The sequence below is a fragment of the Komagataeibacter rhaeticus genome (assembly GCF_003207855.1).
GTDB lineage: Bacteria > Pseudomonadota > Alphaproteobacteria > Acetobacterales > Acetobacteraceae > Komagataeibacter > Komagataeibacter rhaeticus.
The window spans coordinates 315,154-335,894 of sequence record NZ_NKTZ01000002.1; the positions used below are offsets into that span (position 1 = coordinate 315,154).

21 protein-coding genes are annotated in these 20,741 nt (G+C 65.7%); 7 read left to right on the plus strand and 14 right to left on the minus strand.

Going from position 1 to position 20,741, the window contains the following annotated elements; all coding sequences use genetic code 11:
* Nucleotides 1-30: 30 nt before the first annotated feature.
* From clpS to CFR78_RS03680, 3 genes are all read left to right on the plus strand, one after another.
* The gene (gene clpS, locus CFR78_RS03670; RefSeq protein ID WP_240471494.1) at nucleotides 31-465 is read left to right on the plus strand and encodes an ATP-dependent Clp protease adapter ClpS; all 435 of its coding nucleotides are present in this window, start codon (nucleotides 31-33) and stop codon (nucleotides 463-465) included.
* A gap of 161 nt (nucleotides 466-626) precedes the next feature.
* Nucleotides 627-2,957 (plus strand): ATP-dependent Clp protease ATP-binding subunit ClpA, encoded by a 2,331-nt coding sequence (gene clpA / locus CFR78_RS03675; RefSeq protein WP_110580983.1) that lies wholly within the window; start codon nucleotides 627-629, stop codon nucleotides 2,955-2,957.
* Between the two features lie 84 nt (nucleotides 2,958-3,041).
* Nucleotides 3,042-3,365 carry a YnfA family protein gene (locus tag CFR78_RS03680; protein ID WP_034933271.1) on the plus strand — a complete coding sequence of 108 codons (324 nt, stop codon included), beginning with the start codon at nucleotides 3,042-3,044 and terminating at the stop codon, nucleotides 3,363-3,365.
* Nucleotides 3,366-3,470: 105 nt separating this feature from the next.
* Here the strand turns inward: CFR78_RS03680 and CFR78_RS03685 are convergent, their stop codons facing one another.
* Genes CFR78_RS03685 through CFR78_RS03695 form a run of 3 tightly spaced genes read right to left on the minus strand, consistent with a single transcriptional unit; the run spans nucleotide 3,471 to nucleotide 5,771 of the window.
* On the minus strand, nucleotides 3,471-4,031 hold the full coding sequence (locus CFR78_RS03685; protein WP_172459752.1) for a DUF3465 domain-containing protein: 561 nt from the start codon (nucleotides 4,029-4,031) through the stop codon (nucleotides 3,471-3,473).
* Between the two features lie 55 nt (nucleotides 4,032-4,086).
* On the minus strand, nucleotides 4,087-5,010 hold the full coding sequence (locus CFR78_RS03690) for a polyphosphate kinase 2 family protein (RefSeq protein WP_181417482.1): 924 nt from the start codon (nucleotides 5,008-5,010) through the stop codon (nucleotides 4,087-4,089).
* Between the two features lie 2 nt (nucleotides 5,011-5,012).
* Complete coding sequence (locus CFR78_RS03695; protein WP_034933425.1) at nucleotides 5,013-5,771, minus strand: SDR family NAD(P)-dependent oxidoreductase; 759 nt, start codon at nucleotides 5,769-5,771, stop codon at nucleotides 5,013-5,015.
* A gap of 130 nt (nucleotides 5,772-5,901) precedes the next feature.
* On the opposite strand from CFR78_RS03695, the gene CFR78_RS03700 reads away from it, so the two are divergent.
* Nucleotides 5,902-6,486 (plus strand): YqgE/AlgH family protein, encoded by a 585-nt coding sequence (locus tag CFR78_RS03700; RefSeq protein WP_034933428.1) that lies wholly within the window; start codon nucleotides 5,902-5,904, stop codon nucleotides 6,484-6,486.
* 160 nt (nucleotides 6,487-6,646) lie between these two features.
* Here the strand turns inward: CFR78_RS03700 and CFR78_RS03705 are convergent, their stop codons facing one another.
* The 7 genes from CFR78_RS03705 to CFR78_RS03735 form a co-directional block, all read right to left on the minus strand.
* Entirely contained in the window at nucleotides 6,647-7,522 is an 876-nt protein-coding gene (locus CFR78_RS03705; RefSeq protein ID WP_034933281.1) for a TIGR01459 family HAD-type hydrolase, read from the minus strand.
* Complete coding sequence (locus CFR78_RS03710; protein ID WP_034933283.1) at nucleotides 7,519-8,598, minus strand: quinone-dependent dihydroorotate dehydrogenase; 1,080 nt, start codon at nucleotides 8,596-8,598, stop codon at nucleotides 7,519-7,521. The genes CFR78_RS03705 and CFR78_RS03710 overlap by 4 nt, the downstream gene beginning before the upstream one ends.
* 43 nt (nucleotides 8,599-8,641) lie before the next feature.
* A complete protein-coding gene (locus CFR78_RS03715; protein ID WP_110580996.1) occupies nucleotides 8,642-9,850 on the minus strand; it encodes an SMP-30/gluconolactonase/LRE family protein in 1,209 nt (402 codons plus the stop codon).
* An 81-nt stretch (nucleotides 9,851-9,931) separates the two neighbouring features.
* The gene (locus CFR78_RS03720; RefSeq protein WP_034933290.1) at nucleotides 9,932-11,257 is read right to left on the minus strand and encodes a cytochrome c; all 1,326 of its coding nucleotides are present in this window, start codon (nucleotides 11,255-11,257) and stop codon (nucleotides 9,932-9,934) included.
* Nucleotides 11,258-11,262: 5 nt separating this feature from the next.
* Nucleotides 11,263-13,050: a GMC family oxidoreductase gene (locus tag CFR78_RS03725; RefSeq protein ID WP_034933292.1), complete on the minus strand. Its 1,788-nt coding sequence runs from the start codon at nucleotides 13,048-13,050 to the stop codon at nucleotides 11,263-11,265.
* Nucleotides 13,047-13,721 carry a gluconate 2-dehydrogenase subunit 3 family protein gene (locus tag CFR78_RS03730; RefSeq protein ID WP_225063373.1) on the minus strand — a complete coding sequence of 225 codons (675 nt, stop codon included), beginning with the start codon at nucleotides 13,719-13,721 and terminating at the stop codon, nucleotides 13,047-13,049. The genes CFR78_RS03725 and CFR78_RS03730 overlap by 4 nt, the downstream gene beginning before the upstream one ends.
* Nucleotides 13,722-14,100: 379 nt before the next feature.
* Complete coding sequence (locus CFR78_RS03735) at nucleotides 14,101-14,382, minus strand: hypothetical protein (protein ID WP_034933297.1); 282 nt, start codon at nucleotides 14,380-14,382, stop codon at nucleotides 14,101-14,103.
* A gap of 230 nt (nucleotides 14,383-14,612) precedes the next feature.
* Between CFR78_RS03735 and cbiB the strand changes: the two genes are divergently transcribed.
* Nucleotides 14,613-15,620: an adenosylcobinamide-phosphate synthase CbiB gene (gene cbiB / locus CFR78_RS03740; protein WP_034933300.1), complete on the plus strand. Its 1,008-nt coding sequence runs from the start codon at nucleotides 14,613-14,615 to the stop codon at nucleotides 15,618-15,620.
* On the opposite strand, the gene CFR78_RS03745 is transcribed toward cbiB, so the two are convergent.
* From CFR78_RS03745 to cobU, 3 genes are read right to left on the minus strand one after another with little or no spacing between them, the layout of a single operon-like run.
* On the minus strand, nucleotides 15,579-17,090 hold the full coding sequence (locus CFR78_RS03745; RefSeq protein ID WP_034933301.1) for a cobyric acid synthase: 1,512 nt from the start codon (nucleotides 17,088-17,090) through the stop codon (nucleotides 15,579-15,581). The two genes, cbiB and CFR78_RS03745, sit on opposite strands and share 42 nt — an antisense overlap.
* Complete coding sequence (cobO, locus tag CFR78_RS03750) at nucleotides 17,090-17,698, minus strand: cob(I)yrinic acid a,c-diamide adenosyltransferase (protein WP_007399539.1); 609 nt, start codon at nucleotides 17,696-17,698, stop codon at nucleotides 17,090-17,092. The genes CFR78_RS03745 and cobO overlap by 1 nt, the downstream gene beginning before the upstream one ends.
* A complete protein-coding gene (gene cobU / locus CFR78_RS03755; RefSeq protein ID WP_225063374.1) occupies nucleotides 17,695-18,234 on the minus strand; it encodes a bifunctional adenosylcobinamide kinase/adenosylcobinamide-phosphate guanylyltransferase in 540 nt (179 codons plus the stop codon). The genes cobO and cobU overlap by 4 nt, the downstream gene beginning before the upstream one ends.
* Before the next feature lie 52 nt (nucleotides 18,235-18,286).
* Between cobU and cobT the strand changes: the two genes are divergently transcribed.
* Both cobT and cobS read left to right on the plus strand, forming a co-directional pair.
* Entirely contained in the window at nucleotides 18,287-19,315 is a 1,029-nt protein-coding gene (gene cobT / locus CFR78_RS03760) for a nicotinate-nucleotide--dimethylbenzimidazole phosphoribosyltransferase (RefSeq protein ID WP_034933310.1), read from the plus strand.
* A gap of 2 nt (nucleotides 19,316-19,317) precedes the next feature.
* On the plus strand, nucleotides 19,318-20,064 hold the full coding sequence (gene cobS, locus CFR78_RS03765; RefSeq protein WP_225063375.1) for an adenosylcobinamide-GDP ribazoletransferase: 747 nt from the start codon (nucleotides 19,318-19,320) through the stop codon (nucleotides 20,062-20,064).
* On the opposite strand, the gene CFR78_RS03770 is transcribed toward cobS, so the two are convergent.
* Nucleotides 19,961-20,617 (minus strand): histidine phosphatase family protein, encoded by a 657-nt coding sequence (locus CFR78_RS03770; protein WP_084149819.1) that lies wholly within the window; start codon nucleotides 20,615-20,617, stop codon nucleotides 19,961-19,963. The two genes, cobS and CFR78_RS03770, sit on opposite strands and share 104 nt — an antisense overlap.
* Nucleotides 20,618-20,741 lie beyond the last annotated feature (124 nt).

Consider the following 20,741-nt stretch of genomic DNA (forward strand, 5'->3'; position numbering starts at 1 on the left):
AGATGGTGGAGTTCCAATATGGTACCTGTCATGTCTGCTCATGCCCGTCCCTTCCCGTCCCATCCCGCGTCACGGCCCGCAGGGGCCGCCGCGCGCCCGCTCGGCCATGGCGGCAACACGCCGCCACGCCGCAACGGGGGGGGACAGGACAGCCCGCCCGGCAATGATGATGGCATGATCGACGTGGTCATCCACACCCGCCCGCAGACCCGCAAGCCGGCGATGTACAAGGTGCTGATGCTTAATGACGACTACACGCCCATGGAATTCGTGGTGCATGTGCTGGAACGTTTTTTCCAGAAAAACCGCGAGGAAGCGACGGACATCATGCTCCACGTCCACAAGCGCGGGGTGGGTGTGTGCGGAGTCTTTACGTATGAGGTCGCGGAAACCAAGGTAACACAGGTGATGGATCTGGCCCGCCAGAACCAGCACCCGCTGCAATGCACCATCGAGAAGGACTGACCCAACGGGCAAGCACATCACACGGCCCCCGCCGCGATCCGATCGCATGCCATGGCATTTTGTGCTGGCATTTCACCCGCAACGGGGCAAGGATTGTCCTGACTTACCGGTTATGATCTCCGGGGCCATGCTGGTCCCATCTGGAAAAGGAGCGTCTCGGCATGTTGTCACGTAATCTTGAACAGACGCTTCACCGTGCGCTGACACTGGCGGGGGACCGCCGGCACGAATACGCAACGCTTGAACACCTCCTGCTCGCCCTGATCGATGACCCGGATGCCGTGACGGTATTCCGCGCCTGCGGGGTCGACCTGAACAAGCTGCGCACCGACCTGACCGACTTCCTGGACAAGGGCCTTGCCGGTCTGGCTGTCGACCGCACGGTTGACCCCAAGCCCACGGCCGCCTTCCAGCGCGTGATCCAGCGCGCCGCCATCCATGTCCAGTCCACCGGGCGGGACGAGGTGACGGGGGCCAACGTGCTCGTGGCCCTGTTTGCCGAGCGCGAGAGCCATGCGGTGTATTTCCTGCAGCTGCAGGACATGACGCGGCTGGACGCGGTGAACTTCATCTCCCACGGCATTGCCAAGGCGCCGGACCGCTCGACACGCCGCCCGGTGGCGGGCAGCCCGCCCGAAGGCGGCGAGAGCGAGGAACGCGGCAAGGCCGGGCAGAAGAACCAGGACGCGCTGTCCACCTACTGCACCAACCTTAATGAAAAGGCGCAGGCCGGAAAGGTTGACCCGCTGATCGGCCGCGACTCCGAAATCGAGCGCACGATCCAGATCCTGTGCCGCCGCACCAAGAACAACCCGCTTTATGTGGGCGACCCCGGCGTGGGCAAGACCGCCATTGCCGAGGGTCTGGCCAAGCGCATTGTCGAGGGGGACGTGCCGGAAGTCCTGCTCAATTCCACGATCTATTCGCTGGACATGGGCGCGCTGCTGGCGGGCACCCGCTACCGTGGTGATTTCGAGGAACGGCTGAAGGCGGTTGTGACCGAACTGGACAACAACCCCGGCTCCATCCTGTTCATTGATGAAATCCATACGGTGATCGGCGCGGGTGCGACATCTGGCGGGGCGATGGATGCATCCAACCTGCTCAAGCCCGCCCTGGCTGCCGGCACACTGCGCTGCATGGGTTCGACCACGTACAAGGAATACCGCCAGCACTTCGAGAAGGACCGGGCACTTGTGCGCCGGTTCCAGAAAATCGACGTGGCGGAGCCGTCGGTCGATGACGCGGTCAAGATCCTGCGCGGGCTGAAGGTCAATTACGAAAAGCACCACAAGGTGCGCTACACCGATGACGCGATCCGTGGCGCGGTGGAACTGTCCGCCAAGTACATCCATGACCGCAAGCTGCCCGACAAGGCCATCGACGTGATTGACGAGGTTGGGGCCTCGCGCATGCTGGTGCCCGAAAACCGCCGCCGCAAGACGGTCACGCTGAAGGATGTGGAGGATATCGTCGCCAAGATCGCGCGCATTCCGCCCAAGAGCGTGTCGTCCGATGACAAGGAAACGCTGCGTTCGCTCGAGCGTGACCTCAAGGGCATGGTCTATGGGCAGGACAAGGCGATCGAGGCCCTTACGGCCGCGATCAAGCTGTCACGCGCGGGGCTTCGTGACCCGGAAAAGCCGATTGGCAACTATCTGTTCTCCGGCCCGACGGGTGTGGGCAAGACGGAAGTGGCCAAGCAGCTTGCCAGCACGCTGGGGATCGAGCTGATCCGCTTCGACATGTCGGAATACATGGAGCGGCATTCGATCTCGCGGCTGATCGGCGCGCCGCCGGGCTATGTCGGCTTTGACCAGGGCGGCCTGCTGACCGATGCCATCGACCAACACCCGCATGCGGTCCTGCTGCTGGATGAAATCGAGAAGGCGCACCAGGACCTGTACAACGTGCTGCTGCAGGTGATGGACCACGGAAGGCTGACCGACCATAATGGCAAGACGGTCGATTTCCGCAACGTGGTCCTGATCATGACCACCAACGCGGGCGCCGCCGATCTGAGCAAGGAGGCGATCGGCTTTGGCCGCACGTCCCGCGAAGGCGAGGACGAGGATGCGATCAAGCGCCTGTTCACGCCGGAATTCCGCAACCGGCTGGACGCGATCATTCCCTTTGCCAACCTGTCGCCGCATGTGGTGGACCGGGTGGTGGAGAAGTTCATCTTCCAGCTTGAAGCCCAGCTGGCGGATCGCAACGTGATGATCGAGATCTCGTCCGCCGCGCGTGAATGGCTGGCGGAACGGGGATATGACCGCCTGTATGGCGCGCGCCCGCTGGGCCGTGTCATTCAGGAAAACATCAAGAAGCCGCTGGCCGAAGAACTGCTGTTCGGCAAGCTGACCAAGGGAGGGGTGGCCAAGATCTCGCTCAAGGATGGCAAGCTGGACTTTGAATACATTTCCCAGGCGGAAAACGCCTCCGCCGAAGGGGATGAGGGCGACAGCACCCGTGAAGAGGAAGCCGCGGACTAACCCGCTCCTTTTTCATTCTTTACCGTAATAGGAACAGGGATCAGAAATGGTCCCTGTTTTTATGTCTACCGTCCGAAAGACCCCATGCTGACCGCACTGATCTATATTCCCGCCGCCTTTGCCGAAATCGCTGGCTGTTTCTGTTTCTGGGCATGGATGCGCCTTGGCCGTTCGGCGCTTGTGCTGCTGCCGGGGTGCCTTTCGCTGGTGCTGTTCGCGTGGCTGCTGACCTTCAGCCCGGCCGATAACGCGGGCCGGGCCTATGCCATTTATGGCGGGGTCTATATCGCGGCCAGCCTGATCTGGTCATGGCTGGTGGAGGGGCTGCCGCCCGACCGGTGGGATCTGGGCGGGGCCGCCATCTGCCTTGCGGGGGCGGCCATCATCCTGCTGGCCCCGCGTGGCTGAATGCCTGTAAATCAGGAGAGTTTTTGGTGAAGCTGTTTTCAAAACGCTTCAGAGAACGCCACCTTTTTGAAAAAAGGTGGCACCCAGAAACTTTTACCCTGCTTTTTACTGATAACGGGTGCCGTTAACCACCACATAGCCTTCGACCGGCCAGCTTTTACCGGTGCCATGGTGGGTCCAGTCAATGCCCTGGCTCTGCGGGTTGTCGTAGTAATAGCGGCCCAGCACATCAGTCTGGTCGCCCTTGGCCACCCATGGCCAGGATGGCGCGGTCATGCGGTCCAGATCGGACACGATGCGGATGGACACCCCTTCCCCCACGTCAACATAGAAGTAACCATGCAGTCCGCTGCGGGTGCGCTTGGCGGCTGAAACCGTGATCACCCGGCCACAGACATGTTCCACCCGGTCGGGGTGAGGGGCCTGCGCGCTTTCCTCTGCCCGCAGGTCAGCCAGGAATTTGGTATTGTCGCAGGATTCGGGCACGGGACTGGCTATGGGCCGGGCCTTTTCCTGCCCTTCCCCGCTGTTCTGCGTGCTTTCCTCCCGCGTTTCATGCCTGTGCCGGTGGTGGCGGGCCTGGGCGGCGGGAGCGAACGCGCCCTGCACCGCCAGAATTGCCGCAAGTCCCATCACGCCGCGTAGCGGCCACCGTGTCGCTGCCATCATTGTTTTCCCTTAACACAAGATCACAATCTTTTGCGGCGTGTGGGCAGGTCCGTCAATGAACGGCGCGGCTGCCTGCCTTCGGGGCCTCGGCTTCAAGCTGCCTGCGGGCCTTTTCCATTTCCTGCTCCATGGCGGGATCGGATGCCGGCATTTTCAGGTGCAGCTTTTCCAGCGCGTCAATGATCGCCTCGATCACCACCAGCCGTTCGAACCATTTCTGGTCGGCCGGCACGACAAACCATGGTGCGTCAGGATGCGCGGTGCGGCGGATCGCCTCTTCATAGGCGTGCTGGTAATCATCCCAGTACTGGCGTTCATGGATATCGGCGGGAGAGAACTTCCAGTTCTTGGTGCGATGCTCGATCCGGCGCAGGAACCGTTTGCGCTGTTCTTCCCTGGATAGGTGCAGGAAGAACTTGAGCACCACCGTGCCCTGCCGGGCCAGATAGCGTTCGAAATGGTTGATGTCGTGGTAACGGTCTTCCCAGAAGGTCGGCTTGTGGCGCAGGGTGGGCGGCAGGCATTCATGCTCCAGCAGTTCGGGATGCACGCGGGTGACCAGCACTTCCTCGTAATGACTGCGGTTGAAGATGCCGATCCGCCCGGCTGCCGGCGCCGCCAGATGCTCGCGCCACAGATAGCCGTGCGACAGTTCCACCGGGCCGGGCTGCTTGAATGACGTAACACTGACCCCCTGCGGGTTGATGCCGGACATGACATGCTTGATCACGCCATCCTTGCCGCCCGCGTCAAGCGCCTGCAGCACGACCAGCACCGACCATGTGCCATTGGCATAAAGCAGCGCCTGCAGGCGCGACAGGTAGCGGATACGCTCCTTGAGCAGCCGCTTGCCGGTTTTCTTGTCCAGACCGCAGGCTTCGGCCGCCCGGGTCGGGCAGGCCGCAAGGGAGAAATCATGGCCGTTATGAACGCTGAAACGGCGGGCCAGCTTATTCGAACCGTTTTTTCCGGACATGCTCAGTCCTTCATGCCGCGTGCGACCGCCAGGCCACCGGCGGCCTGACAGGTGGGCATGAGTTCGATCTCGTTGATGTTGACATGGCGGGGCAGCGAAAGCACCCAGGCCACCGTCTCGGCAATATCGGCGGGCAGCAGGGGCTTTGTGCCTTCATATACGGCGGCGGCCTTTGCATCGTCACGCAGGCGCACATTGCTGAACTCACTCCCCCCGCACAGGCCGGGCTCAAGGTTGGTGACACGCACGTTGCACCCCAGCAGGTCACAGCGCAGGTTGCGGGTGAACTGGCGGACAAAGGCCTTGGTCGCCCCGTACACATTGCCACCCGTATAGGGGTAGATCGCCGCCGTACTGCCCAGCGTAATGACATGGCCCCGGTCACGCGCCACCATGCCCGGCAGCAGCACGCGGGTCAGTTCCACCATGCCGGTCACGTTGGTGGAGATCATGGTCTGCCAGTTGGCAATGTCGGCCGCCTGTGCCTTTTCCATGCCCAGCGCCAGACCCGCGTTGTTGATCAGGACATCCACATCACGCCAGTCTTCGGGCAGGCTTGCGGGCAGGGCTGCAATGCCAGCGGCATCATCCATGTCCAGCCGGAAGGGCAGCAGGTCGGGGCCAAGCCGGGCCGCCAGATCGTCAAGCCGTTCCTGCCTGCGTCCGGTTGCGATCACCCGGTAGCCATCATGGACCAGGCGTTCGGCAATCGCCTTGCCAAACCCGGCGGTGGCACCGGTTACCAGTACGATCTGCTTCATCATGCTTCTCCTGCTTTGCGTATCGGGACAGCCTTGCATATTGGCGTGCATCCGTCATGGGGCACGGGCTTTCAGGGCATCGTGCCTGAAATGGTTGCAAATGGGGCCGGTTCCGGTTCTATGGTGGGGCATGGCTTCATTCACGACAACTCCAGGCTGCAGCCTGACCGGTCACCTGCTGGTGGCCACACCCGCCCTGACCGACCCCGCCTTTGCGCGCAGTGTCATCTATCTGTGCGCCCATACCCCCGAGGACGGGGCGATGGGTCTGGTCATCAACCGCCGTCTGTCGCAGCCCGTGCTGGACGACGTGCTTGAACAGCTTGGCATTGCCCCCGTGCCGCCCCGCCGGCGCATAAACCTGTGCGCGGGCGGCCCGATGGATAACGGGCGCGGCTTCGTGCTGCATACATCGGACTGGAGCGGCGATGGCAGCCTGCCGGTGGACCGCGCCACCACGCTGACTGCAAGCCTGGACGTGCTGCGCGACATTGCCGATGGCAACGGCCCCGCCAATGCCCTGCTGGCCATGGGCCACGCAAGCTGGGAGGCTGGCCAGCTTGAGGAGGAAATGCTGCACCACAATGCATGGATTACGGCCCCAGCCACCGAATCCATCGTATTCGGCCCCGACCACAACACCAAATGGCGGCAGGCCCTGGCCAGCGTGCGCATTGACCCCGCATGGTTCAGCGGGGAAGCCGGTCATGCCTGACGGGATACGCCGCCCATGCGGGCAGTCTGAAACGCCCGTATAAGGGGCTGGCACGTGACAGGGACGTTTCGGGCAAAGCGGTTTTCAAGACGCTTCAGGGGAATGCTGCCTTTACTGAAAAAAAGGCAATACCCGGAAACTCCTGTACTTTATCAGATCCCTACCAGCGCAGCGAGGGTACGCAGGCAACCGGGTCCAGTCCGGCGGCCGAGACTTCCGCGCATGCAAGAGCATAATCAGGGTTACGTCCCTCAGCCCAGCTTCCACCCAGCATTTCCTGATGGATACCCCCCAGGACCCAGCACCCGGCAATACCGGCGGTTGCCGCGCCACGCATGTCGGTGGCCAGCGCGTCACCCAGCGCCAGCACCCGTGCCGGTGGCACATCCAGCAGGGACAGGGCCAGTCCGTAAACCTCCGGATACGGCTTGCCAATCCAGCGCACCGTGCAGTCCCGGGATTCATACCAGCTTGCCATGGCCCCGGCACAGATCAGCCGCTGGGTGCCACGGATGACCTGCTGGTCAGGATTGGCGCAGATCATGGGCAGGCGGCGGGACGCACACTGCTCCAGCATGGGCAGGTAGGGACCGATCTCCTCCTCGCCCAGTTCGGCATCCGGGCCGGTATTGAGCACGAAATCCGCCTGTGCGGGATCGGATACGACATCCAGGTCCAGCCCGGCATAGACATCCACATCCTTGTCCGGGCCAAGATGGACCATCCGGCGACCCAGCCGTGCAAACCACGGGTCGGTTCGGGCCGCCAGCATGCGATGCGTGCATTCGCCACTGGTCATGATGCCGTCATACAGTTCCGCGCTGACACCCATGCGGCGCAGGCCCGGTTCCACCGTTGCCGTACGCCGGGGCGCGTTGGACAGCAGCACCACGCGCTTGCCGGCTTCGCGCAGGCGTTGCAGGCATTCCAGTACGCCCGGATAGGGGGCCACGCCATTATGCACGACCCCCCACAGGTCAAGGATATAGCCGTCGTAATCGCCGCTCAGCCCGGCCAGCCCATCATGCCACTTCATGCGCGTGCCGTGCCCCTGGCGTCGGCCAGTGTCTCGAACCCATGCGCGCGCAGGGCACGACGGGTCTCGGCCTTGAGGCGCCTGAGGATGGCCGGACCTTCATACACATAGGCGGTATAGACCTGCACCAGATCCGCACCCGCCCGTACGCGGTCCACGATATCGGCCCCGGTCTCGATCCCGCCACAGGCCACCAGCGCCACGCGGCCATCCGCCACCTTCGCCACACGCGCCAGCATGTCCTGCGCCAGCGCACGCAGCGGTCGGCCGGACAGGCCCCCCGTCTCGTCCGCATGGGGGCTGAGCAGTCCGGCAGGGCGCGAAAGGGTGGTGTTGGACACGATCAGCCCCTGCACGCCCCCGGCAATGGCGGCCTCGACCACGGCGGGCACGTCATCATGCGCGATATCGGGCGAGAGCTTGACCAGAAGCGGCGGCCGCTCGGGGTGGGCGGCATTGATCGCATCCAGGATACCCTTCAGCCGCGTGGCCTCCAGCAGGTCGCGCAGGCCCGGCGTATTGGGCGATGAGAGGTTGATGACGATGTAATCGGCATAATGCTTCACGCGCCCGACCAGCATCGGGTAATCGCGCTCGGGGTCGGCGCCGGTCTTGTTGATGCCCAGATTGGCCCCTACCGGCACCCGCCCCCCCATGGACGCACGCCGTGGGGAGGACACACGGTGCAGCCGCGCCATGCGTACGGCAAAGCGGTCGATGCCCTGGTTGTTGAAGCCCATGCGGTTGATGATGGCGCGGTCTTCCGTCAGGCGGAACAGGCGGGGCCGCGGGTTGCCGGGCTGTGGACGGGGGGTGACGGTCCCGGCTTCCACAAAGCCGAAGCCCGAGCGCGCCAGCGGACGGACAGCCTGCGCATTCTTGTCAAACCCCGCCGCGATGCCGATGGGGTTGGGAAAACGCAGCCCCATGGCCCGCACCGACAGGGCCGGATCATCATTGCCGGGGTCCGACACCCCGCCCAGACCAAGCATGAGCGCATCAAGGCCGATGCGGTGCGCGGTCTCGGGGTCCAGGCGCCGCATCAGCGGCAGAATCAGGCGTGACATAATATTCATGGGAAAAATGTTGCCGCAATTCCGCTCCGGGGGAAAGGGGCAACTAGCCGGGGGCCGGTCTGGTGGCATCCACGGCGGGGACCGGAGCGGTGGGGAAGCGGATCAGGTAATAGGGCGGCACCCGCAGGTCATGCCCCCCGTTCAGGCCGCCCAGGCGGTTCCATTGCCCGAGCGTGCAGTACACCATGTTGCCATCGACAAATATGCCATCGGGTGAAAGCACGCGCGGGTCATGCACCATGGTCTCGAACGAGCCATCGGCATTGCGGCGGAAGATGGCGTCATGCTCGAAATTGGTGGTGTAGATGCGCCCCTGCGCATCACTGGCCAGCCCGTCGGCCACCCCCTTTTCCCCCAGGTCACGGATACCGGCGGCAAGCCGGGCATCATCCTTCGAAAAATCGGACAGCAGGCGGGTGGGAATGCCGTACAGCCGCCTGCCGGTCAGCTGGCTGTAGTACAGCGTCTCCCCGTCGGGTGAAAGCGTGATGCCATCCACCCCGCCCCAGACAAAGGCGGGCGGGTGCCGTGGCGGATCGAATACCAGCGGCCGCCCCTCCACCACCGCCATGAAGCCGCGCTCGGCCTTGATGGAGGGATGGTCGGCCAGCACGCGGCGCTGGCGGCCGGTCGCGATATCCACCACCACAAGGGCGGGCGACATGCCGAACGAGGAATCGGTTACATAGACCGTGCCCTGCGCCCCATGGGTCAGGTCCACGCGCAGGTCGTTCATGTGGCTGTCGGGCAGCAGGGCGGGCGCATGCAGGATGATGCTGGCGAAGATCCGGTTGGTCGCCGGGTCGATACCGATGACCTTGGCCGCCCCCGGCACCAGTGGCTGGCCCGCCAGCTTGCCGTCATCAATGGCCCACAGGCGGCCCTGCGTATCGGTTGTCATGCCGTGGATGGACATGAGCCGCTCCGCGGCCGGACGGTCGGAGGGCATGCTGTGCGCCGCATCGGGATAGGGATACAGCCTGCCATCCTTCAGTTCCGCCAGCGTTGCCCCCCTGTGGTTGACCGCATGGCGCGGAAACCCCACGAACACCCGCCCATGGGTGACGGCGATGCCCGATGGCCCCGGCCCCTCGAACCGGGCCACGACCTCGAACGGGCCGGATGAGGCGATGCCGTGATCGCGATTGGTCGCCTCCGATGCGGGCGGAGCCGCATGCGCCATGCCCCCCATGCCCACCAGCAGGGGCATGATGACACGCAGGCGGGTCCGTCTGTGCCTGGACTTCTTCATCATTTCCCCCATGCTGCCGCCCCATTCATGCAGGCCCCGGCGTGCGGGACAACCGGAGGCGGGCCACAGGGCTGTTCACAATCAGTTCATGGGAAGGGAAGCCGGTGGATGCGCGGGCGAGAGGGTGCGGCGGACCCGGCCCACATCGGCGGCGGTAACCCCGGGCGCGCCATTGCCCCATGCCGCCCGGATGAAGGTCACCGTATCGGCCACCGCCCCGTCATCCATGCGGGCGGCGAATCCGGGCATGACAAAGGCGGACGGCGCCTGCCGGGTGGCGCGCAGGGTATTGCCCTCCAGCACGATGCGGATAAGGGAATCGGGGACCGGGTCCATCACCACCGGGTTGCCCGCCAGCGGCGGGAAGGTGGTGGGATAGCCGTGCCCGTCGGTGCGGTGGCAGGCGGCACAGCTGTCCACATACAGCCGCGCGCCCCGGGCCGAGACATCGCCTGCGTGCAGCGCCTGACTGGCGGCGGGGTCATAGGTCCAGCCACCCGCCACGGTATGGGCGGTGGGGGAAAGGGTCTTGAGATAGCGGGCAATGGCCAGACGGTCCTCATCACTCATGTGCTGGGTGCCATGGCCAATGGCATCGGTCATGCCGCCAAACGCCGCCCCCAGCGGCATGCGCCCGGTGGCAAGGAAGCGCGTGATGTCCTGCTCGCTCCACCGGCCCAGCCCCGTACGGTCCTCGCCACGCAGGCTGACGGGACGCCAGCCATCAACCGCATCGCCACCGGACAGGTAAAGCGGGCCGTCCTGTGCCGTCAGGGCCTTTTCCTGCATGGTGATGGCGCGTGGCGTATGGCAGGCCCCGCAATGGCCCGGCCCCTCGACCAGATAGCTGCCACGGGCCACCAGCGGATCAGGGAACTGGCGCGCGGCCATGGCCTGCCGCAGCGCCTGCGGGTCGGGCGCGAACAGCCAGCGCCAGATGGTCAGCGGCCAGCGCATGGACAGCGGCCAGGTCATGCCATCCTGCACGATCGGGGTGGCCACGGGTTTGACGCCGCGCATGAAGTAGACATACAGCGCATGCATGTCCTCATCCGTCATGCGCGCATAGGAGGGATAGGGCATGGCCGGGTACAGGCTGCTCCCGTCACGGCGGATGCCCTTTTGCAGGGCACGGGCGAATTCGGCCTCGGAATACTGCCCGATGCCCGCCTTCGGGTCGGGCGTGATGTTGGGCGCGTACAGCGTGCCCGTGGGCAGGTGGAACGCAAGCCCGCCCGCGAAGGGCGCGCCGCCGGGCACGGTATGGCAGGCACCGCAATCGGATGCGATGGCCACATATTCGCCCCGCGCCACCACATCATCCTGCGCCCGCGCGCCACTGGCGGGCAGGATCGGGGCCACAAGCCCCGCCACCGCCAGCAGGCAGCGCGCGATGTTCCGCTTCATGCCCCTCACCCCGCCAGCGGTCCGGGCCGGGCAAGATAGGTGGTGCGGATATGGTGCGCCGCCCAGTATGCCAGGGCCGCGACCATGCCGGTCGGGTTGTAGCCCGTCCCCTGCGGGAAGGCATTCGCCCCGATTACAAAGACATTATGCACATCCCATGACTGCAGGTAGCGGTTAAGCGCGCTGGTGCCGGGGTCCGTGCCCATTACCGCGCCGCCACCCAGATGGGTGGTCTGGTACTGCCGCGTATCAAAAGGCTTGCCGAACTCCCGGCTGGTCAGATGCACCCGGCGCGCGCCCATGGCCTTCGCAACGTTACCGATTTTATCGACCACGTAGCGGTTCATGCGGATATCATTGTCTTTCCAGTCAAAGGTCATGCGCAGCAGGGGCTGGCCGTGCGCGTCCTTCCATGTCGGGTCCAGGTCCAGATACACATCACGGTAGGCCATGTTGGTCCCGTGCGCGTCAATGCGCAGGGAATGGCGGTAGGTATCGATCATGCCCGCCTTCCATGCGCTGCCCCAGCGCGGCGTGCCCGGCGGCCCGCCGGAATACGCCGCCGCAATGGCCTTGACCCCCGCCTGGTTGACCCACACGGGCGAACCGCCCACAAAACCCAGCGGCCCGTGGTCGAAATTCTCGCTGTTGAAATCATCAAACGCCACACCACCACCGCCGGTGCCGACATACTGGTTGGTCTCGACCTTCGGGTCGAGCCAGACGGTGCTGGTGGTTACATTCTGGTAGACGAAATTACGCCCCACCACGCCTTCATTCCTGGCCGGGTCATAGGGCTTGCCAATGCCCGAGAGCAGCATGAGCCGCACGTTATGGAACTGGAAGGCGCTCAGGATGACCAGTTCGGCAGGCTGGGTCACGGTGTTGCCTTCGGCATCGGCATAGGTCACGCCGGTGGCACGCCTGCCATCGGAATCCAGTTCCACCTTCAGCACATTGCAGGCCGCCCGCAGTTCAAACAGCGGATGGCGGCGCAGTACCGGCAGGATGTTCACATTGGGCGATGCCTTGGAATACATGTAACAGGCATAACCACTGCAATAACCGCAGAAATTGCACGGCCCCATCTGCGCGCCATACGGATTGACATACTGGCGCGATGCATTGGCGGCAGGCAGGGAATAGGGGTGGAAGCCTGCCTCCGTCGCCGCCTTGCGGAACAGGTGGGCGGTATAGACATCCTTCAACGCGGGCAGCGGGAAATGATCGGAGCGCGAGGGGGAGAACACATTCCCCTTCCCCACCACCTGGCCATTGACCTTGTACGCCTCGCCAGACGTGCCGAATACCTTCTCCGCCCTGTCAAAGAAGGGTTCCAGTTCCTCATACGTCACGCCGTAATCCTGCAGGTTCATACCTTCAGGAATGAATTTGGCGCCATATTTCTCGATCACGCGCGTGCGCAGCCGCAGGTCATCCGGCGGAATACGGAAATGCACGCCTGACCAGTGCAGCCCCGCGCCCCCCACCCCCTCACCGGGCAGGAAGGCGGCCATGCGGCGGTAGGGCAGCGCCACCTGCCGGCTGTTGTTGCGGATGGTGACGGTATGTTTCGAGAGATCCTGGAACAGCTTGTAGCGGAAATTGCCCTCCAGCTCGTCAATCGAGGCGGGATAGGCGCCATCGGATGCCGTGCCGCGGTCCGGCCCCCGCTCCAGCACCACGACCGAACGCCCGGCCTCGGTCATTTCCTTGGCCATGATGCAGCCCGCCCAGCCGCCACCCACAATCACCACATCGACCGGGTCCAGCCTGCGTGCGTCCGTGCTCATGCCCGCTCCCCCGAAATGGAGACGCTGCCCAGCGGGTAATGCACGCCGTACTGGTCCACCCAGTCCATGAAATCGGCCCGCGCGCCGGGAAAACCCAGCATGGCCCATCCGCCCATCCCGGTATTGCCGCCGTGGATGGGGTCGCTGAAGGCGCCTTCCATCACGTTGGCCAGCAACTGCTCGAAAAAGGTGGCGGATGGAACATCCCCGAATACCAGACTGCCCCTTTCCGCCGCGCGCAGCAGGTCATCCTGCAATGCGGCGGACAGGGCGGCAAAGGGCCTGCCGTGCCGGGTGGCGGCATGGGCATTCATGCCCGCGATGCCATGGCGGTACAGTTCACGCGGGGCATAAGGCAGCTGGTAGCCCAGATTATCCGGTCCGGCCATGAAGGGGCCGCTCATGTACCACTGCGCGCCATGGGCATAGGGGGTATCCATCTGGCGGTCGATGAAGCGGGGCACATCCAGCGCCACGGCACCGGGGCCACTGGCATCGGCGGGGATCAGCCGGTCACAGGCCGCGACAAGGAATGCCCATTCGGCCGCATCGAAAAACTGCGGCCTGTAGGGGGGCGCCGCAACCGGCCCGGCCCGCCCGGATGAAGCCAGGACCGTGCCGCAGGCCGCGGCTCCGGCCAGTCCCTGCATGAACCGCCGCCGCGACGACATGAACCGTAAACCGCCAGTACCCAAAAAATCTCTTCCCGCTACACAATATCCGCATGGTCCGTGGCACCTCACAATATCCGTGAGGCCCACCGGAATGCCTAGAGCCTTTTCCCGTCATTTTCATTAATGCAAGAAAATATGATCGGCAAAAAACGACGCTGCCGCATTCCCTCACAAATTAAAGCCTGAAAAGCCAGTCCTGAAAACGGGCCTGCCGCCCGCCCGGGAATGTCCATCGCCGGGTAAGACAGTCTAATGGGGCGTCTGTCGTAACCCATCGCCGGATGCCGCCCTGTCGGGAAAAGACGCCAGCCGGACATCCCCATTCCTTTTTGCTGCAATGTCATTTCATGACGATATCCCGCCGCCATATGGCCTTTTACTGGTCGTGTTCCGCTGTCCGGGCGGCCAGACGGTCCAGCCGGGCCTGCCTGCGCGCGGCCCGCGCCGCCCGCCATGCCGCCACCGCCGAACGGCGGGGCGCTGCCCTGGCGCGTGCCGTCCGGCCATCGGTGCGGGCCTGTCCCGGCTTGCCGCTGCCCTGTCCGGCCCGGCTCCGGCCCGACGGCCCGGTGGTGCCCGCGCCCGTGGCTGACTTCGCGCGCCCTGCCGTCCTGCCGGAACGGGGGGTGCGGGGCACGGGTTTTACATTGTCATCCATGTCGCCTGACCTCAAATACGGATATGAAATAAAATAATGCAGCCTGCCAGCACCCACGGGTGCGCGGAACAGGCGGGAAACGGCAATCCAGCGCCATTTCCATATTCGGGCAGCCCCCCTGTTTCCTGTCAAGGCCATGCGGGCGCGAGACCCTGCCGCCCCTTCCTTCATATCCCCCGGCTACCCGACACTGGCTTGACCCGTTTCGGGACGGGCAATATCCACCCTTCATGCGCGCATCCCTTTTCCTGTTGCAGACCCTTGGCACCAGTTGTCTGGCTTCCGTCACTGATGCGGCGCTGGGCTATCCGCAGGCGCTGGTGCGCCGGATCGGGCATCCGGTCATATGGATTGGCGGGCTGATCGGCCGTCTTGACCGGCGATTCAACACTTCATGCCGCACGCAGCGCCAGCGCAGACTGGCCGGATTTATGGCGGCGGGGCTGATCGCGGCCATCCCCACCGCCATCGCCATGGTGGCCACCCGCCTGATCCGACGGTTCCTGCCGCATTGGCTGGCACTGCCGGTGACCGCCGTACTGGCCAGTACGCTTGTGGCCCAGCGTTCCCTGCATGACCATGTGCGCGCGGTGGAACAGGCGGCACGGGAAAGCCTGCCTGCCGCCCGCAGGGCCGTATCCCACATTGTGGGACGGGACCCCGAACAGCTTGACGAAGCGGGCGTACTGCGTGCCGCGACCGAGACACTGGCCGAAAACTTTTCCGACGGAATCGTGGCCCCCCTGCTCTGGATGGCGGCGGGCGGCCTGCCGGGCGCGGTCTTCTACAAATCCGTCAATACGGCGGACAGCATGATCGGCCACCGTACGCCACGGCATGAAGCCTTTGGCTATGCCGCGGCCCGGCTGGATGATCTGGTCAACCTGCCCGCGTCCCGCCTGTCGGCCCTGTGGATCATCCTGGCAAGCCTGACCCTGCCGGGCATGCGGACCCGGGCCGCACTGCGCATCGTATGGCGCGATGCCCGCGCCCACCGCTCCCCCAACGCGGGTTGGCCGGAGGCCGCGATGGCCGGCGCGCTGGGCATACGCCTGTCCGGCCCGCGCGCCTATAACGGCGTGCAGGTTGCCGAACCGTGGGTGGGCGATGGCACGCCCACCCTGCGCCCGGATGACCTGTCACGCGCGCTGGCCCTGTACCGCCGGGCCTGCCTGATCCAGACCCTGACGGGCCTTTCAGCCTTCGGCCTGCTCGCACGGCACCTGCGCGGACGCTGAAACGGGGTTTACGGGCCGGGCCAGCGCCAGCAGGGCATCGATATCAAGATGCGCTTCCAGATGGTCGGCCAGCGCATCAAGGGCCGTATCAATCCGCACGTCATGGTCATGGCCATGCGATACACCGCCCAGACGCGCCAGCAGCGCCGCCCGCGCGGTACCATCGGCCAGCAGGCCATGCACATAGGTGCCCCAGACCCGCCCCGACGGGCTGACCGCGCCATCGGGCCGACCGTCCAGGTCAATCAGGGGACGGCTGGCATGATCGGGACCATCGGTTCGCCCCATGTGCATCTCGTACCCCCGCAGGCGGACCCGTTCGGGCAGGAGAAGGCCCGTGACGTCCTCCAGCCGCTTGCCGCCTTCCAGCACGGTGGTCACATCCAGCAGGCCCAGCCCCGGCACCGTGGCGGGTGGCCCCTCGATCCCGTCGGGATCGGCAATGCCCTGCCCCAGCATCTGGTAGCCACCGCATATGCCCAGCACATGCCCCCCCCGGCGCACATGGGCCAGGATGTCGACATCCCACCCTTCGGCCCGCAGCACTGCAAGGTCGGCAATCGTGGCCTTGGCACCGGGCAGGATGATCAGGTCGCAGGGCGGCAGCACCTGCCCGCGTGCCACCATGCGAAGCGAGACGCCATCCTCCGCCGCAAGGGGGTCGAGATCATCGAAATTGGCGATCATGGGCAGGCAGGGCACGGCAATGCGTATGCCACCGCCCGCCACCGGGCCACCGGGCGCAAGGTCGGCGGCATCTTCCGCCGGCAGGTCGCGCACGCGATCAAGGAACGGTACAAGACCGATCGGCCGCCAGCCCGTGCGGGCCGCAACCGCCCCCATGCCCGCAGCGAACAGTGACGGGTCGCCGCGCATGCGATTGACGATAAAACCCTTTATGCGCCGGGCATCCTGCGGTGCCACCACGGCCTGCGTGCCCACAAGGCTGGCAATGACCCCGCCGCGATCGATATCGCCCACCAGCACCACATCGATGCCGGCCGCCTGTGCGAAGCCCATGTTGGCGATGTCATCTTCGCGCAGGTTGATCTCGGACGCGGAACCCGCCCCCTCCACCAGCACGATGTCCGCCTGTGCCGCGAGGCTATGAAAACTCTCCAGCACCTCGGGCATCAGGCCGCGCTTGAAGGACTGGAAATCGCGCGCACGCACCTGCCCGCGTACCCTGCCACGCACCACAAGCTGCGAGCCGGTCATGCCCTGCGGCTTGAGCAGGACCGGGTTCATGTCCACCACCGGCGGCACGCCGCAGGCACGGGCCTGAAGCGCCTGCGCGCGCCCGATCTCTCCGCCATCCTGCGTTACGGCCGCGTTGTTGGACATGTTCTGCGGCTTGAACGGCCGCACCCGCAACCCGCGCCGGACCAGCGCGCGGGCCAGCCCGGCCACCAGCACCGACTTGCCAACCGACGATCCGGTGCCCTGCAGCATCAGCGCACGCGGCGGCATCAGAACTCGATCCCGGCCTGCGCCTTGACCCCCTTCCTGAAGTGATGGGCCACCTGCGTCATCTCGGTCACCAGATCGGCGGCCTCGATCATGGCGGGGCGGGCATTGCGCCCGGTCACGACCACATGCTGCATGGCGGGGCGGGCGGCGATATCGGCCAGCACCTCCTCGATAGGCAGGTAGTCATAACGCAGCGCGATGTTGAGTTCATCAAGGATCACCATGCTGACATCCGCGCGCCGCAATGCCGCGCGCGCCTGCTCCCATGCCGCCCGGCAGTTGGCGATGTCGCGCGCGCGGTCCTGGGTGTTCCAGGTAAAGCCTTCGCCCAGCGCATGCCATTCCACCTGGTCGCCAAAGCGTTCCAGCGCCTTGCGCTCGCCTGTATTCCATGCCCCCTTGATGAACTGGATCACCACGATCCGCCCCCCATGCGCCAGCGTGCGCAGGGCCATGCCGAAGGCGGCGGTGGACTTGCCCTTGCCCGCGCCGGTATGCACGGCCAGCAATCCCTTCTCGATGGATTTGCTGCTGACTTCCCTGTCCTGCACTTCCTTGCGCCTGGCCATCTTTTCACGGTGGCGGATTTCTTCGGGGGTAAGGGTCATTTCATCTCCATTGACAGGCCTGCCACCACAAAGACAACACGCGCGGCCTCCCGCGCAATAGCCTGATGCAGCAGACCCGCCTCATCACGGAAGCGCCGGGCCAGCGCATTGTCGGGCACGATCCCCTGCCCCACCTCGTTCGAGACCAGCACCGTCGGCTCCGTCCGGCGCCCCAGGGCGGCCAGCAGTTCCTGCGTTGCCTGCGCCACATCACGCTCCGCCAGCATGAGATTGGTCAGCCACAGGGTCAGGCAGTCCACCAGCACGGGGCTGGCAGCCGCCCCGTCCAGCGCGCGCGGCAGGTCCAGCGGCGCCTCCACCGTGCGCCATCCTTCCCCCCTGCGCGCGCGGTGGGTGGCGATGCGGGTTTCCATTTCCCCGTCATGCGGCTGGCAGGTGGCAAGATAGGTCCATGGCGCGGGCCATCGGGCAAACAGTCCCTCCGCCACGCGGCTTTTGCCCGAACGGGCACCACCCAGCACAAAAATGCAGCCCTGCCTGCCACCAAAGCCGCCCTGATGGGGGTGCGCCTTCATTTTATTCTCCGCCATCTTGCATCACGGCCCATAAGACCACACAACGCTGTGCATGCCATCCCGTCTTTCCCCCCCACAGGACATGGCCGCGCTGCGCGCGCTGTGCATGACCCTTCCCGATGCCGACATGGCGGCGGACCACGCCATTGCCCGGCATGATTCCAGCCTGACCAAGCCGCCGGGCAGCCTTGGCCGGCTGGAGGAACTGGCACGCTGGACCGGCCGGTGGCAGCGCACCGCGTGGCCGCGTGGCGAGCGGGTCGAGATCCTTGTCTTTGCGGGCAACCATGGCGTGACCGCGCAGGGCGTCACCCCATGGCCCGCCGATGTCACGCGCCAGATGGTCGAGAACTTCCGCAACGGGGGGGCGGCCATCAACCAGATCGCGCGCGTGGCCAGCGCCCGGCTGCGCGTGGTTGCGGTGGCGGAACTGCACCCGACGGCGGATTTCACACAGGCCCCTGCCATGGAAATGCCTGCCTTCCTGCACGCCATTGCCACCGGCATGGCGGCGGTGCGGCCCGGCACGGACCTGCTGTGCCTTGGGGAAATGGGAATTGGCAACACAACCGCCGCCGCCGCCGTATGCGCCGGCCTGTTTGGCGGCGGGGGCGCGACATGGGCCGGGCGCGGCACCGGGCTGGATGATGCGGGCGTGCGCCACAAGGCGCAGGTGGTCGATCGCGCGCTGGCCGCCCACGCGCCGCACCTGCATGACCCGCTGGAGGTGATGCGCCATCTGGGTGGCCACGAACTGGCCGCCATGCTGGGCGCCGCCATTGCCGCGCGCCACCACCATATTCCCGTGCTGCTTGATGGCTTCATCTGCACGGCCGCCGTGGCCCCGCTGGGGGTGCTTCAGCCCGGCGGGCTTGAGCATACCCGGCTGGCCCACTGCTCGGCCGAAAGCGGGCATGCCCGTCTTGCCACCGCCCTTGGCCTGTCGCCGCTGCTGGACCTTGGGCTGCGGCTGGGCGAAGGCTCGGGCGCGGGACTGGCCATCCCGCTGGTGCGCGCCGCCACCGCCTGCCTGTGCGGCATGGCCACCTTTGCACAGGCACAGGTCAGCGGACGGGAATGAGCATGCCCGCCCGCCTGCGTGCCGACCTGGTGTGCGGCATCGGCCTGCTCAGCCGCCTGCCCACCGGGTGGCTGGCAGGCGACAGACTGCCCTGTTCCATGGCGCGCAGCATATGGTGCTGGCCGCTGGTGGGCGCGCTGCTGGGGGGGGTTACGGGCCTTGCCTATGCTGGCCTGCTGCAGTGCGGCCTTGCCACCCTGCCCGCCGCGGCATGGAGCATTGGCATGCAGCTCCTGCTGTGTGGCGGGCTGCATGAGGACGGGCTGGCGGACATGGCCGATGGCTGTGGCGGCGGGCGTGGGCGCGCGCGCAAGCTGGAAATCATGCGTGACAGCCGTGTGGGCAGCTATGGCGTGATGGCGCTGGCGGTGGCCATGCTGGTCCGTATCGGGGCGCTGGCCGCCATGCCGGGCATGATGGCGCTTGTGGCCCTGCCCGTGGCGGGCGCGCTGGCCCGTGCCGGCATGGTCGTGCTGCTGTGGCGCCTGCCCCCCGCCCGCGGTGACGGGCTGGCCAGCACCCTGCGCACCCTGCCCCGCCCGGCGCTGGCGGCGTGCCTGTGCCTGACCGGTGCCCTTACGGCCCTGCTGCTGCCCGGCGCGCGGGCGGTCGTGGCGATGGTCGTGGCCGTCGCGGCCACCGGCGTCATGTGCCGCCTTGCACGGTGGCAGCTTGGCGGACAGACCGGCGACGTTCTTGGTGCAACGGCAGTCGTGACGGAATGCGCGGTTCTGACCGCCCTGTCGTGAACAGGGGATTCCCCTGTTCAACAACCCGCACCGACCCCAGCGGCGGGGATGGCGCGAGCAGGCTGCCCGGCCCGCCGTGAACCATGCCCTGCATGAGACGCAGCGGCCCCCCATGAGTAATCACCCCGCAGGGCTGGGCGCCTTCCTGCATGTCCTTCCAGAAATGGCGCACGCGGGCCCGCAGCGCGCCCCCGCTTTCCCCGCCGGGGGGGGTGAATCCACTTACATCGGCGGCCCACGCATCCAGTGCCGTGCGGGAAATGCGATTCCAGGGGCGGCCTTCCCACTCCCCGAAGCTGATTTCACGCAGACGTGAATCCACCCGCAGTTCCAGATTCATGAATTGCGCCACCCGTTCCGCCACCATCCGGCAGCGCCGGGCGGGAGAGGCAAACAGAATCCGGCATCCCACCCCCTGCATGACGGTACGCAGGCCATCGGCCATACGCTCCCACCCATCGGCCAGGGCCACGTCACGCTGGCCGTAACACAGGCCTTCCACCCCCATAACCGCGGGATGGCGGGCCAGCACAATTGCAAAACGGTCAGTCATCCGCTCCTGCCTTCCAACATGTCCCGGCCAGCATCCGCGATGTTCATGCCCGCCGCCATAAGACGGACAAGGGGGCAGCTACCCGATAGGAACATGCCACTTTCTGACCTTCCTGCCGCCACAG